This is a genomic window from Paraburkholderia acidisoli, assembly GCF_009789675.1.
Classification (GTDB): Bacteria; Pseudomonadota; Gammaproteobacteria; order Burkholderiales; family Burkholderiaceae; genus Paraburkholderia; species Paraburkholderia acidisoli.
This window is the reverse complement of sequence record NZ_CP046914.1, coordinates 1,596,610-1,610,755: the sequence shown is the minus strand read 5'-3', so window position 1 is coordinate 1,610,755 and position 14,146 is coordinate 1,596,610. Positions and strand designations below refer to the sequence as shown.

The window sequence follows — 14,146 nt, the reverse complement described above, 5'->3', positions numbered from 1 at the left end:
AAATAAACGTATTAGAGGAGACAACTCGATGAACAAGCGGCATGCCATTTCCTTCGCAATCCTTAGCACGATGAGCAGCGCTGCAATCGCGCAAAGCAGCGTGACGCTCTACGGCATCATCGACAGCGGCATCAACTACACCAATAACGTGCAAAGCGCAAAAACCGCTTCGGGCCTCGCAGGCGGCCGCCAGATCGCCATGATCGAAGGCGGCTCGGCAGGCTTGCAAGGCAGCCGCTGGGGGTTTCGCGGCGTGGAAGATCTGGGCGGCGGACTCAAGGCGCTGTTCTTGCTCGAAAGCGGCCTCTATAGCAACAACGGCATGCTGAACCAGGGCGGCGCGCTATTCGGCCGTCAGGCCTATGTGGGCTTGCGCAGCAACGACATTGGCACGCTCACGCTAGGTCGTCAGTACGACCCCGTGGTCGATTTATACGGGCCGTTTCTGGCCGCGCCGCAATGGGCCGGCTATATGTCGTCGCACCCGAGCGATCTGGACAATGCGCTCAACACACGGCGCATCAACAATTCGATCAAGTTTCGCAGCGCCAGTTATCGCGGCCTGACGATCGAGGCGATGATGACGCTCGGCGGCACGCCCGGCTCATTCTCGAACAACTGGATCTGGGGCGGCGGCGCGGCCTATGCGCACGGGCCGTTTTCGATTGGCGCGAGCTATCTGAACATTCGCAACCCCAATACCTCGTTTTTCGGCGCGAATCCGAATGCGGGACCGGCCACGACCAACAATCTCGGCAGCTTCGGCAGCGCGACGAGCGCGGAAAGCAACCCGGTGTTTGCGGGCTATGCGTCGGCGAACCGGCTGGAAATTGCGGGCGTGGGCGCGGGCGTCACGCTCGGTGCGCTCAACGTGAATCTTGCCTACTCGAATACACGTTTCGAGGACATGGGCTCCGCCTCCGGCCCGAACACGCTGCGCTACCGTGGCACGGCCTCGTTCAACAATGCGGAAATCAACGCGAAGTATCAATTCACGCCCACCCTGCTCGCGGGCGTAGCCTACGACTACACCCGCAACGGCGGCGCGGGCGGCAAAGGCGGCGCGAACTACAGCCTGTTCAGCGCGGGACTCGACTATTTTCTTTCAGCGCGCACGGACGTATATACGATTGCCGTTTACGAGAAAGCGAGCGGCACGGACTCGCTCGGTCAAAGTGCGGTCGCGCAGATCACAGGACTCACGCCTTCTTCCACCGACAAGCAGGTTTCGTTGCGCGCGGGGATTCGGCACAAGTTTTGATGCCCGACGCGTTGAAGCGCGCGCGAATGACGAAACAAATGCGCAGATGATGACCCGATGAATGCGTCTATCTGCGATCAGTTTGATACCGGGCGCCACGGTTAGCTGTTGCTGAGCGACGCTTCAAAATTCCCTACCGGGATTTGCGCGACGTTAGCACTCAAGCCTTAACGCACAGGATGAGCAAAACGGCGCGGAAATGCGGGATCGGATGACCGCGATCCTCCGCCAGCATCGACGAAGGATTCGCTGCATGGCACCCGGCGGAGACAAGCGCTCAAACAACACCATGAGCGGCGATGTTGCGATATTGACCTTTGAAGTACAGCAATGGCTGCGTAGTACCGGCGTCTTGCAGGTTCAACGCTTTCACTTCGCCAATCACGATCACATGATCGCCCGCGGCGTGTTCGGCGTGAATTTCGCAATCGAGCCAATGAAGACTGCCGGCAATGATGGGATTGCCGAGCGGCGATTCCTGCCATTCGACGCCCTGCCACTTGTCTGTGCCTCGCCGGGCGAACTGGTTAGAAATCGGGATTTGCTCGTCCGACAGGATATTGACGGCGAATCGCCCCGCTTCGCGAATTTTTGGGAGGCTGGCCGAACTGGACATCACGCTGAACGACACCAGCGGCGGGTTCACTGACACGCTATAAAACGACTGGCAGGTGAAGCCAATCGGTTCGCCTTCGATATGCGAGGTAATTATCGTGATACCGGATGCGTAGTGCCCGAGCGCTTCGCGAAAGCGCAATGGCTCGATAGCGTTACCAGGGAGTGACATAGTAGGGACTAGATACGGGACGCACTTCGGGTTAGGGATCGCCTGAAGTCATCCGGGGATACTGCCTGACTTCCGCTTTTGCCAATAGGGAAAGGCGACCCGTCGATGAAAACCGACCGGGTCGCCCGCTCACTCTTTTGCGTGGGGTCGTCACGAGCAACTCACGACGACCTTTTCCGCCTTTGAATCAGTTCGAGAGTTCGTTTCGGACGATCTCTGCGCCCGCGCTCAACGCTTCCAGCTTGCCTTTCGCGATCGCGCGCGACAGAGGCGCCATGCCGCAGTTGGTGCACGGATAGAGCTTGTCGGCATCGACAAACTGGAGTGCTTTGCGCAGCGTATTGGCGACTTCCTCCGGCGTTTCAACGGTATTGCTGGCCACGTCAATCGCGCCCACCATCACCTTCTTGCCGCGGATGAGTTCGATGAGCTCCATCGGCACGTGCGAGTTGTGGCATTCCAGCGAGACCATGCCAATGCTGGACTTTTGCAGCTTGGGAAACGCCTCTTCGTACTGACGCCACTCCGACCCGAGCGTCTTCTTCCAGTCCGTATTGGCCTGGATGCCATAGCCGTAGCAAATGTGGACCGCCGTTTCGCACTTGAGCCCTTCAATGGCTCGTTCCAGCGTGGCCACGCCCCACTCGTTCACCTCGTCGAAGAACACATTGAAGGCGGGTTCGTCGAATTGGATGATATCGACCCCGGCAGCTTCCAGTTCGCGGGCTTCCTGATTCAGGATGCCGGCGAATTCCCACGCCAGTTTTTCGCGGCTCTTGTAGTGATCGTCATAGAGCGTGTCGATCATCGTCATCGGGCCGGGCAGCGCCCATTTGATGGGTTGCTTCGTTTGCTGGCGCAGGAACTTCGCATCCTCGACAAAGACTGGCTTCCGGCGCGCCACCGCACCCACGACCGTCGGCACGCTTGCATCGTAGCGATCACGAATTCGCACGGTCTTGCGGTTCTCGAAATCCACGCCGTCCAGGTGCTCGATAAACGTGGTCACAAAATGCTGACGCGTCTGTTCGCCGTCGCTGACGATGTCGATGCCCGCGTGTTGTTGCTCTTGCAGCGACAACCGCAAGGCATCCTGCTTACCCTCGATCAGCGCCTCATCCTGCAATTTCCACGGTGACCAGAGTTTCTCGGGTTCCGCGAGCCACGAGGGTTTGGGCAGGCTGCCAGCAGTCGAAGTGGGTAGCAATTTTTTCACAGTAGATGACCTTGTATTTTTGACTGATTAACGAGCGTAGCTAGTCGCCCACTGTTCAAGAACGGCCTGGTAGGGTTTGATAAACTGCTCTTCAACAAACCTTCCCTGCTCAATAGCCAACCGGCTACGTTCTTCCCGATCGTAAACAATTCGCGTCAGCGAATAATCCTCATGCTTCAAACTGGGCTGATAGGACTTACCCGCTGCTGAGTTCGCATTGTAAATTTCCGGGCGATAAATCTTCTGGAAGGTATCCATCGTGCTGATGGTGCCGATCAACTCCAGATTGGTGTAATCGCCCAGCAAGTCGCCAACAAAATAGAAGGCCAAAGGCGCAGCGCTGTTCGGAGGCATGAAATAGCGAACCTTCAGCCCCATTTTTTCGAAATACTGGTCAGTCAACGAATACGCATCCTGCTCGTATTCCACACCCAATACCGGATGCTGATTTTCGGTCCGACGATAGGTTTTGCTGCTCGAAACGCTAAGACATATGACGGGCGGCTTCCCGAAGTTGTCCTGGTAAGCGCTCGAGTTCACGAAGCACTTGAACAGCTTCCCGTGCAAGTCACCAAAGTTTTCCGGTGTGCTGAAATTCGGTTGATTCTTGTTATGCTCCAGCAACAAGACGCTAAAGTCATAATCACGCACGTAAGAGGAAAAGTTATTTCCTGCAATCCCTTCGATACGTTCGCCTGTTTTCCGGTCGAGAATATTCGTCTTCAATATTTCAATCAGAGGGAGCGCGGCACCGCTATTTTCACCCTCCATATTCATCTCAACGGAGATGATTTCCAGCTTGACGGTGTAGCGGTCGCCTTCCGGGTTGTCCCAATGCGCCAAAGCATTGAATCGATTGTCGATCATCCTGAAAGTATTGCGCAGGTTCGCCTGGCGACTCGCTCCTCGCGCCAGGTTGGCGAAATTGGTCGTGATGCGCGTGTTTTCAGAAGGCTGATAGTCTTCATCGAAACAAATGCTCTTAATAGCAAAGGTAAAGTCTTTACTCATTTTGGTTTGACGCCGAAAATTCTGATGAAAACTTGCGATTACTGTTTGCTTTTCCGGTATTTTATGCTAGGCGATCAATGAATAAAAATGAATTGATTTCATGCTTCCATTAGATCGTTTCATGGACCGGAGCACGGGATCTCTCCGTCTGCCAACGCCCTGCGACTCGTTCGCGAGCCCTTTCCGCGCACCGGCAATTTCCGTCAACGCGGTGCGGTTCGTGGTGCGAAAGAAGAAGCGCGCCCCAAGACAAGCTCGGGGCATGCAAGCAATGCAATGCAGTGCGGTGCAGCGGGTCAATGCGCCTGGCTGCGCAACGCTTTCGCGGCCGCGACCATATTGGTGAGCGCGGGAATCACCTCGGCCCACTGGCGCGTCTTCAGACCGCAGTCCGGGTTCACCCACAAGCGCCCGGCCGGAATGCGCTCTGCCGCCTTCTGCATCAGTTGCACGATATGAGCTTCGGTCGGAATGTTCGGCGAGTGAATGTCGTACACGCCCGGCCCGATCTCGTTCGGGTACTTGAAGTGATCGAACGCGTCGAGCAGTTCCATGTCCGAGCGCGATGTTTCGATCGTGATCACATCGGCGTCCATCCCGGCGATCGACGCGATGATGTCGTTGAACTCCGAATAGCACATATGCGTGTGGATCTGCGTTTCGTCGGCTACGCCGTTTGCCGTGATACGGAACGATTCCACGGCCCAGCGCAGATATTCGGCCCACTGCGCGCGGCGCAGCGGCAAGCCTTCGCGCAACGCGGCTTCGTCGATCTGGATCACGCGCACGCCGGCCTTCTCCAGATCCAGCACTTCCTCGCGAATCGCCAGCGCAAGCTGATAGCACGACATCGAACGCGGTTGATCGTCGCGCACGAACGACCAGTTGAGAATGGTGACCGGCCCCGTGAGCATGCCCTTCATCGGCTTGTTCGTGAGCGACTGCGCGTAGGTGATCCACTCGACCGTCATCGCGCGCGGGCGGCTGATATCGCCAAACAGAATGGGCGGCTTCACACAGCGCGAACCGTACGACTGCACCCAGCCGAACTGACTGAACGCGTAGCCGTCGAGTTGCTCGCCGAAGTACTCGACCATGTCGTTGCGCTCGGCTTCGCCGTGCACGAGCACGTCGAGACCCAGTGCTTCCTGCTCGCGCACGCTGTGCTCGATTTCGGCACGCATTGCGCTTTGATAAGCCGCATAGTCGAGCGCACCGCTCTTGTAGTGGCTGCGTGCCTGGCGAATCCCGGCCGTTTGCGGGAACGAGCCGATAGTCGTGGTCGGGAAAGCGGGCAGCCTGAGCAACGCGGCCTGCTTCGTTGCGCGTTCGGCGTATGCGCTCTGACGATTGCCGAGTTTTGCGTCGATGCGTGCCATCGCCGCCTTCACCGCCGGGTTGTTCACGCGCGGCGACTGGCGGCGCGCGGCGATCGCGGCAGCATTCGCGGCGAGTTCGACGGCAACGGCATCGCGGCCGGCGTTGAGCGCGGTGGCAAGCACGTTTAGCTCGTCGAGCTTTTGCAGCGCGAACGCGAGCCACGAGCGAATCCCGGCGTCGAGTTTTTCCTCGCTCGCGAGATCGACCGGCACGTGCAGCAGCGAGCACGACGGCGCGATCCACAAACGTTCGCCTAGCTGCCGCGCGAGCGGTTCGAGCCAGTCGAGCGTCGCACCGAGATCGGTCTTCCAGATGTTGCGGCCGTTGATGGCGCCCACGGAAAGCACGCTTTGCGCGGGCAGCTTGTGCGCAGCGAGCGCCAATTCGTCACGCGCGTTGATTGCATCGATATGCAAACCGTCCACTGGCAATGTGCACGCGAGATCCAGATTGTCCTTCAGCTCTCCGAAGTAAGTGACCAGCAGCAGCTTCACGCCACGCTGCTCGAAGCCTTCGTAGGCGGTCTTGAATGCTTCGCGCCAGGCGGGTTCGAGTTCCGTCACGAGGATCGGCTCGTCGATCTGCACCCACTCCACGCCCAGCGCCTTGAAATGGCTGAGCAGCGCGCGATACACCGGCATCAGGCGCGGCAGCAAAGCAAGCTTGTCCGACTCGTCCTTCGCCTTGCCGAGCCACAGGTACGTGAGCGGACCGACGATCACCGGCTTCGCGTTTACGCCCAGCGTCCGGGCTTCGCGCAGTTGTTCCGAAAGACGCGAGGTGTCGAGATTAAACTGCGTGTTTGCCGTGAATTCCGGGACGATGTAGTGGTAGTTCGTGTCGAACCACTTCGTCATTTCCCCTGCGGCCACGCCGCCGCAGCAGCCCGCGTGCTCTTCGGCACTCTGCGCCGAGCGGCCGCGCGCGACGCGGAAGTAGTTGTCGAGCGTATCGCCGTGAAAACCCTGCACGCGCTCGGGCAGATTGCCGAGCGTAAAGCTCATGTCGAGCACCTGGTCATAGAACGCGAAGTCGCCGACCGGCACGAGATCGAGTGCCTGCTGGTTCGTCCAGTGGCGCGCGCGCAGTTCAACGCCAAGGGCCTCGAGTTCGTCGCGCGACGACTCGCCCTTCCAGTAGCGTTCGAGACCGAATTTCAGTTCGCGTTTCGCGCCGATGCGCGGGAATCCGAGATTGTGCGTGGTGACCATGTGCGCTGCCATCCTTTGAGAGTGCGGAGATGCTTCGAAGGTGGCAGGAATAATAGGGCTACCTGCAAATGAATAAAAATGGCATTATTTCATCGATACATTAGATTTTTTCATTCCTCGTTTTTCGGGTTGATCCCATGCTCGAGCGTGTTCATCTTGTCCTCGTACGCGAAGTCGCGCGCCAGGGTTCCCTGACCGCTGCCGCGGAATCGTTGTTTCTCACGCAGTCGGCGCTCAGTCATACCGTCAAGAAAATCGAGCATCAGCTTGGCACCCCAATCTGGCACCGTGAAGGCCGCAGCCTTCGGCTGACACAGGCCGGGCAATATCTGCTCTCGCTCGCGGAGCGCCTGCTGCCGCAATTCGAACTCGCCGAGGAGCGCATGAAGCAATACGCGGCCGGCGAGCGCGGCACGCTGCGCATCGGCATGGAGTGCGCGCCGTGTTACCAGTGGCTGCTCAAGGTCGTCTCGCCGTATCTGACGCGCTGGCCCGACGTCGATGTGGACGTGAAGCAGCGCTTTCAGTTTGGTGGCATTGGCGCATTGATCGGCTACGACATCGACGTGCTCGTGACGCCCGACCCGCTCAACCGGCCCGGCTTGCGTTTCGAACCCGTATTCGACTACGAACAGGTGCTCGTCGTGGCAGAGGGCCACCGGCTTGCCAACGTGCGTTATGTGAAACCCGAACAGCTCATCGACGAAACGCTCATCACCTACCCGGTGGAAACCGACCGGCTCGACGTCTACAACCAGTTCTTGCGACCCGCGAACATCGCACCGCGCCGTCACAAGACGATCGAAACCACCGACATCATGTTGCAGATGGTGGCAAGCCATCGGGGAGTGGCCGCGCTGCCGCGCTGGCTCGCGGAGGAATACGCGGACCGCATGCCGCTCGTGGCACTCAAGCTGGGCAAGCAAGGCATTGCCAAACAGATTTTTCTGGGCACACGCGAAGGCGATACGGTGGTGGATTATCTGAGTTCGTTCGTTGAATTCGCTCGGGAGTCGAACTGGCAGGCGCCGCGCATGCGCAGTTGATCCTGGGTCACATCCGGGATAATGAAGCGCCGAAAAATGCTACCTTAGCGCTGCCACGAGACGTTGGCCGTGGCAACCATCACAGCAAGGGAGGACACATGAGCGCAAGCTGCAACGAACCGCATCACGCCCATCATGACCACAAGCACGGCCCGGGATGCGGCCATACGGCCATCCAGCATGGTGATCACGTCGACTATCTGCATGACGGTCATCTGCATCACCCTCATGGCGACCACGTCGATGAGCACAAGGTCGAGGTTAGCGACAAGAACCCCGATACCTGTACTCACGGCGCGGGCGGCCATGAGCCCGGGCATGTGCACGGACCGGGCTGCGGGCACGAAGCCGTGCCGCATGGCGATCACGTCGATTATCTCGTCAACGGGCATCTGCACCATCCGCACGGCGACCACTGCGACGACCATGGCGCCGTCGAGGTCGTGACGAAAACCTGACCGACGATGCCCGGAAGCGCGCTCGTTCGCGCGCTTCCGACGTCTGGCACCTGGCCGCGATGTCTGCGAAGGCTGGAAAGCGGGTCGTGTCCGGATGCGCACCGACTCGCTTCTATTCGATGCGTTTGAACCTTCGGCCTGAATTGTTGGCAGTGCAAAGCTTGAGGATAAGCACGCTCACCATGGCAGGTTCGTCGCTGAAGAGAAGATGAACCGTCGCGGGACCGGATGAATATCTCACCGCGCTTCTCGTCCGTAACCGTTATCTCCTGCCCTGAGATACCGCTGCGGGCTCGTTCTGAGCGCCTTTTTGAGTGCAGACGGGCGAGGTACGCTCCCGGGGCTTCGAGTTCAGCGCCGTGGGCAAGCTGACGAGCAATCTGTCGATCATCGTGGCTTACGTTTATCAGGACGTGAAGAACGTCGAGGCCAACGACGAAACGCTGAACCAATGGCCGGTGGATATTCCGCGGCCACGACAGATGGCGTCGCTGCGGGCCGACTGGACGTGGCATACGGGCGCGATCGCGGGATTGGGCTTTGGCGTGGGCGTGCGTTATCAAAGCGCGGTAGCGGGCGCCGCGGACAATTCGATCACCGTGCCCAGCTACACGCTCTACGACGCGGCCGTGCACTACGAGACGCGCGACTGGCGCCTCGCCGTCAACGCGACGAATCTGTTCGAGCCGCTACGTGGGCGGTTGCCAGTCGTCGGCGGTGTGCATCTACGGCAATCCACGCACGGTGATCGCTTCGGCCCGATACAACTGGTAAGAAGGCTTTGTGATCCGGCGGCGTGTGGCCGGATCACTCGCCGTTTTCGGATTCGTTAGATCGTGCATCGAACCGTATAGGGTCCTTCACGATGCGTGATCGCCCAACGGCGCGCCCGGCATTCAGCTAACCCACTGAACGGCGGTCTGCCCAGCGTGCCACGGCAACGCCAAGGTGTGACCCGAACCATTAGTCAACCCGGTACCAACGACCCGATTCCGGGCACACCGCGGCGGGTGCACCGTTCGACCAGACTTGCTCCTCCTCCAGTTGCAGCGAGGCCAAAGGGGCATTGTCGAAAACTACCTTGAGTGCCTGCTTGACTTCGGCATCTTCGATGGGAAGCTCCCACGTCAGGAATATCTGGATGTCATCCCGGTCCGGCGCGAAGTCAGCCACATTAAAGCAGTGACTACGGCGCGGAATGACGCCGTGAGGCTGGCCAGTATCGAATATCACAGCGGTCCCCCGAGTCAGGGGAATGCGATGGCCCGTAGAGGGAAAATGCAAGTCCAGCCCCCGGTCCTCGCTCAAGAAGAGATTGCAGAAGGCCGCACCGCCATATTGCGCACCGTCATGGTGGTACCTCGCGCCACGACAGGCCATAAGGGCGACGTCACTGGCAGCAAGCACAGTGGGCAGCCCTAGTGAGCACATCCAGTCGGACATTGCCTGCACGCAGCGCTTGTAGTCCGGCCAGCGCGCTTGCGCTCGCGGCAGAGACATTGCCTCAACGTCCCCAGGCTCCAGGACGAGCCGCGACGATGTCTCCCGTTCCCAATCTGCTAGCAGGCGCGCGGAGGGAACAGGTACGTCGACCGTGCCTGATAGAACGATGTCACTTACGCGTCGACTGCGGATGGCGTCGCCGCTCCAGAAATAGGAAGTCAGCATGTCTCGAATTCGATGCTGTCAAAAGGGGCATCTGAGTCATTGTAACGATTCATGCTGGATCACATTGTCGAAACCCACTCACACCGACGTCTGCCCGGCCGCCAACACGTCGTCGCTCATACCCGCCAGGCGCGCCGCGTTGCGATACTCCCTCGGCGAGTGTCCGGTCGATCGCTTGAACGCGTTGCTGAATGCGCTTTCCGACGCATAGCCGATCGATTCCGCGATGACCGCCACTGGCGTCGCGCCCGCCCGCAACGCGCGCTCCGCGAGACGCATGCGCCACTCGGCGAGATAGGTCAGAGCGGGCACGCCCGCCGTAGTCTTGAAACGCAGCGCGAACGTCGTACGCGACATCGCGCAGGCGTCGGCCAATTCTTCGAGACGCCAGCTACGCGCGGGTTCACCGTGCATCAACGCCAGCGCGGGCGCGAGACGCCGGTCGCTCATCGCGCGAAACCAGCCGGCGGACAGCACCGCGTCGGTCTCCATATGCGCGCGCAGGATCTGGATGAACAATAGCTGCGCCAGATGGGCGGTAGCCAGTTGCGCGCCGGCCCGGGTATCGGCGCGCTCGGCAACGAGTTCGGCGAGCAGCCATCGAAACGCGCTGGCTTGCGTACGCGACGCATCAATTCTGATCCACGGCGGCAGCACATTCGCGAGCAGTTGTCCGCTTGCGGCATCCAGCAGCACATGTCCGCCGATATAAGCGAAATCCTGTCCATCGCCCATGCACACGGGCGACTTTCCGGCGCCCGAAAAGAGGCGCATGGCGTCGACCGGAACGAGTCCCGGCTCGCTCGACACGACGAACGCGCGCGGCATGGTCATCAGCCCGACATCGCCCTCATTGAAGCGAATGGATTCGGCTTCGCCGTCGATCGTCACCCAGCAATGCCCGCGCGCGATGGCAAAAAACTTGATCTTCGTGGGCGCCGGAAAACGGATCGCCCACGAGCCGCCCGCGCAAAAGCCGCCTGTTACGAGCGACTGGGCGCAGGTCAGTCTGAGGATGTCGGAAAGCGGATCGGCGTTCATTTTCGTACTATTGCGCAACTAAGCCGTACTTTCAAGCATTCTGCGTACGACCGAGCATCGTTAATCTGAACGCACTCCAACACACGGAAGGATCGAGTTCATGAGCGGCGAATGGGTTTTGGTTACGGGCGGCACCGGTTTCATTGCACAGCATTGCATTCTCGCGCTGCTCGAACGCGGCTATCGCGTGCGGACGACGGTGCGCTCGCTTGCGCGGGAAAAGGACGTGCGCGCCCAGTTGCGCGTCGGCGGCAACGTGGCGGACGAACGTCTGTCATTCGTCGAGGCCGATCTTTCGAACGACGCCGGCTGGCATGAAGCGATGTCGGGCTGCGCTTACGTCATGCATGGCGCCTCGCCCACGCCGTCGGGCGATCAGGTCACTGAAGACGACTGGGTCCGGCCCGCCGTCGAAGGCAATCTGCGCGTGCTGCGCGCCGCGCGCGACGCGGGGGTCAAACGCGTCGTGCTGACTTCGGCGTTCGGCGCGATCGGCGTGGGGCATGCGCCCGACTATCGGCGTCCCTTCGATGAAACGGACTGGAGCGATCTGACTGGCGACGTCGCGCCGTATCAGAAGTCGAAGACGCTCGCGGAGCGTGCCGCGTGGGACTTCATCGCGCGCGAGGGCGGCGAACTGGAACTGTCGGCGGTAAATCCCGTGGCGGTGCTCGGCCCCGTGCTGGGCGCGGATTTTTCGCATTCCACACGGATCATCAAGAGCCTGCTGGACGGGCAACCCGGCTGCGTGAACATCAACTCGTGTTTCGTCGATGTCCGCGACGTCGCCGATCTGCATGTGCTGGCGATGACCCACCCCGCCGCGCATGGCGAGCGCTTTCTCGCGACGGCGGGCGCGAGCCTGCTGATGATCGAAGTCGCAAAGGTGCTGCGCGACAGGCTCGGCGCGGCGGCGGCCAGAGTGCCGACCACCGTCTGGCCAGACGAGGAAGTCCGCAAGCATCCCGCCATGAAGTCGGTTGCGCCCTTGCTCGGCATCGACATGAACGCGACGAGCGCCAAGGCCATCCGCCTGCTCGGCTGGCACCCGCGGTCGAGCGAGGAAGCCATCATCGCGAGTGCGGAGAGTTTCCTGCGGCTCGGCTTGATCGACGGACAAGCGTGAAACGCGAAGCGAGCGGCATGCCGCTCGCGGTCACGCAGATGCGTCGTACGAACGAAACTCGATTGCCCGGACTCGCGCGTCAAGGCAGCGCTCTCGCTGCGCGATGGCCGCAACGTGCGTCCACTCCCGCACGCCTCCTGACAATGCACGGCGCGCGCAACCCATTTCAAGCGAGGCGGATCTTCGGTTGGGCGAGGCCGTTGATGCGCTCGGCGGTCCACAACAGCGCCGCCTTGCCGAATCCATGCAATTCCTGCTGATGACGCCGATAAAGCATCGCATGGCTCAGTTGCGCGAGCCGCCCTTTGATGAAGCCGCCTTTGAAAAACCCGAACTGGCCTAGCGTGCCGAACGCATCGTAGTCGGCCAGCGACACGAGCGAACCGAAATCGTGGAAGTGAAAGCCCGGCAATGCGCCACCGGCCAACCAGCCGGGCAACGACCGGGCAAGATGTTCGGCCTGTTGCGTGGCAACCTGCGCCGTGGGCGCCAGCGGACGCTCGGCATCGTCGAGATGCAGGCTCGAACAATCGCCCAGCGCGAAGATTTTCTCGTCACGCGTTGACTGCAAAGTCGGGCGTATGACGATCTGATTGGATTTCGTGGTTTCCAGTCCGCCCAGACCTTGCATGAAGTCGGGCGCCTTCACCCCCGCCGCCCACACCATCAGATCGGCCTGCACGTGCTGGTCATCGCCATAACGGAAGCCGTCCTGCTGCGCGCCGGTCACGCGCGTCGACGTGAGCACCTTGAATCCCATGCGTTCGAGGCGGTCCTGACTCGAGCCGGATATGCGGGGCGGAAATGCTGCCAGCAAGCGCGGTCCGCTTTCCAGCAAGGTCAGGTTGAGGCGATCGCGCACGCTCGCGTCGCCGTAAGAAGCGGCGATATCGAGTAGCCGGCTGAGTTCCGCGGACAATTCCACGCCGGTCGCGCCACCACCGACGATTGCCACGCGCAGCGACTCGTTGCGCGCCACGCTGCGGAAAATGTGCGTACGCAGCGTCTCATTGAACGCCTCAGCCTGCCGCTGGCTGTCGATGAAATGGCAGAACTGCCGCACGCCTGGCGTGCTGAAATCGTTGGCGTGACTGCCGAGGCACAGCACGAGCACGTCGTAGCCGAGCGTGCGCGACTCCAGCACGGTCTCGCCATCGCGTGTGCGCAGCGCCGCGATTTCAATGCGCTGGTTTTGCCGGTCGAGACCGCACATTTCGCCCGGCTGGTAGCTGTATCCGTGATCCTGCGCGTGAGCGAGGTAGATCACCTGCTGCTGATGAACATCGCGCGTTCCCGCCGCGATGGTATGCAACATCGGCTTCCAGATATGCGTTGGGCTGCTGTCGACCAACGTCACCTCGGTGTTGCCCGAAGCGCGAAACTTTCGGCCCAGTTTAGTCACGAGCAGCAAGCCAGCGATGCCGCCCCCGACCACGACGATACGTGTTTTCTTTGCCATGAATATTTCAACATGCGATGAATTAAAGCGATGCTAACACTGGCTTCGATTTGCGGCAGCCAGCGCGGCAAGGGCCCGCACATCGCCGCCAGAATCCACCGCGCAATACCGCTTTTATCCATTTGCTTTCGCGAAAACATTCTAAATAGTTGAACGAAGCGCACCACGAGGGCGTTATGCGAGAGCGCGCCGCGTCGATCACAAACGGCAGGCTGATTGTTAATACGCGAAAGAGAAAAGCCGCCGGGCGTGAGGCCAACGTCGCGAAGCTGCGCGAGCGCCCTGTATGCGAACGCGGCGATTTACCTCGCGGAACGGAAACGATTAAGTGTGGGAATCCTAACTATATGATTCCGCGCCGCCGATAGACGCAATGCTGGCGGAGGGCAGCCAGAGTCGAACTGACCCGGGAACGGCTAACGTCCCCAACTGGATTTGAAGTCCAGCCGTACCACCGGATACGAATGCCCTCCGTTTTACTG

11 protein-coding genes, 1 tRNA gene and 1 pseudogene are annotated in these 14,146 nt (G+C 60.3%); 4 read left to right on the top strand and 9 right to left on the bottom strand.

Going from position 1 to position 14,146, the window contains the following annotated elements; translation table 11 throughout:
- The first annotated feature begins 70 nt into the window (after window positions 1–70).
- Window positions 71–1,261 (top strand): porin, encoded by a 1,191-nt coding sequence (locus FAZ98_RS21245; RefSeq protein WP_158953496.1) that lies wholly within the window; start codon window positions 71–73, stop codon window positions 1,259–1,261.
- Between the two features lie 277 nt (window positions 1,262–1,538).
- Here FAZ98_RS21245 and FAZ98_RS21240 read toward each other — a convergent pair whose 3' ends face one another.
- The 4 genes from FAZ98_RS21240 to metE all read right to left on the bottom strand — a co-directional run bounded on the left by FAZ98_RS21240 (window position 1,539) and on the right by metE (window position 6,866).
- Window positions 1,539–2,048 (bottom strand): flavin reductase family protein, encoded by a 510-nt coding sequence (locus FAZ98_RS21240; RefSeq protein ID WP_158953494.1) that lies wholly within the window; start codon window positions 2,046–2,048, stop codon window positions 1,539–1,541.
- Window positions 2,049–2,235: 187 nt separating this feature from the next.
- On the bottom strand, window positions 2,236–3,264 hold the full coding sequence (locus FAZ98_RS21235; protein ID WP_158953492.1) for a methionine synthase: 1,029 nt from the start codon (window positions 3,262–3,264) through the stop codon (window positions 2,236–2,238).
- 27 nt (window positions 3,265–3,291) lie between these two features.
- Window positions 3,292–4,275: a DUF1852 domain-containing protein gene (locus FAZ98_RS21230; RefSeq protein ID WP_158953490.1), complete on the bottom strand. Its 984-nt coding sequence runs from the start codon at window positions 4,273–4,275 to the stop codon at window positions 3,292–3,294.
- Between the two features lie 296 nt (window positions 4,276–4,571).
- A complete protein-coding gene (metE, locus tag FAZ98_RS21225) occupies window positions 4,572–6,866 on the bottom strand; it encodes a 5-methyltetrahydropteroyltriglutamate--homocysteine S-methyltransferase (protein ID WP_158953488.1) in 2,295 nt (764 codons plus the stop codon).
- A gap of 137 nt (window positions 6,867–7,003) precedes the next feature.
- On the opposite strand from metE, the gene FAZ98_RS21220 reads away from it, so the two are divergent.
- Window positions 7,004–7,912 carry a LysR family transcriptional regulator gene (locus FAZ98_RS21220; RefSeq protein ID WP_158953486.1) on the top strand — a complete coding sequence of 303 codons (909 nt, stop codon included), beginning with the start codon at window positions 7,004–7,006 and terminating at the stop codon, window positions 7,910–7,912.
- Between the two features lie 44 nt (window positions 7,913–7,956).
- Here FAZ98_RS21220 and FAZ98_RS35425 read toward each other — a convergent pair whose 3' ends face one another.
- Window positions 7,957–8,340, bottom strand: coding sequence for a hypothetical protein (locus FAZ98_RS35425; RefSeq protein ID WP_199272356.1), 384 nt, complete (start codon window positions 8,338–8,340; stop codon window positions 7,957–7,959).
- A gap of 344 nt (window positions 8,341–8,684) precedes the next feature.
- Here FAZ98_RS35425 and FAZ98_RS21210 point away from each other — a divergent pair.
- Window positions 8,685–9,144: pseudogene (locus tag FAZ98_RS21210) on the top strand (TonB-dependent siderophore receptor); the annotation flags it as partial.
- A 189-nt stretch (window positions 9,145–9,333) separates the two neighbouring features.
- Here FAZ98_RS21210 and FAZ98_RS21205 read toward each other — a convergent pair.
- Window positions 9,334–10,038, bottom strand: a complete 705-nt coding sequence (locus tag FAZ98_RS21205) for a hypothetical protein (RefSeq protein ID WP_158953482.1) — start codon at window positions 10,036–10,038, stop codon at window positions 9,334–9,336.
- 78 nt (window positions 10,039–10,116) lie between these two features.
- Complete coding sequence (locus FAZ98_RS21200) at window positions 10,117–11,079, bottom strand: AraC family transcriptional regulator (protein WP_158953480.1); 963 nt, start codon at window positions 11,077–11,079, stop codon at window positions 10,117–10,119.
- A gap of 100 nt (window positions 11,080–11,179) precedes the next feature.
- Between FAZ98_RS21200 and FAZ98_RS21195 the strand changes: the two genes are divergently transcribed.
- Window positions 11,180–12,205 carry an SDR family oxidoreductase gene (locus FAZ98_RS21195; RefSeq protein ID WP_158953478.1) on the top strand — a complete coding sequence of 342 codons (1,026 nt, stop codon included), beginning with the start codon at window positions 11,180–11,182 and terminating at the stop codon, window positions 12,203–12,205.
- A 166-nt stretch (window positions 12,206–12,371) separates the two neighbouring features.
- Here the strand turns inward: FAZ98_RS21195 and FAZ98_RS21190 are convergent, their stop codons facing one another.
- Both FAZ98_RS21190 and FAZ98_RS21185 read right to left on the bottom strand, forming a co-directional pair.
- A complete protein-coding gene (locus tag FAZ98_RS21190; RefSeq protein ID WP_158953476.1) occupies window positions 12,372–13,664 on the bottom strand; it encodes an NAD(P)/FAD-dependent oxidoreductase in 1,293 nt (430 codons plus the stop codon).
- A 377-nt stretch (window positions 13,665–14,041) separates the two neighbouring features.
- Window positions 14,042–14,137: transfer RNA gene (locus FAZ98_RS21185), tRNA-Sec, on the bottom strand.
- Window positions 14,138–14,146 lie beyond the last annotated feature (9 nt).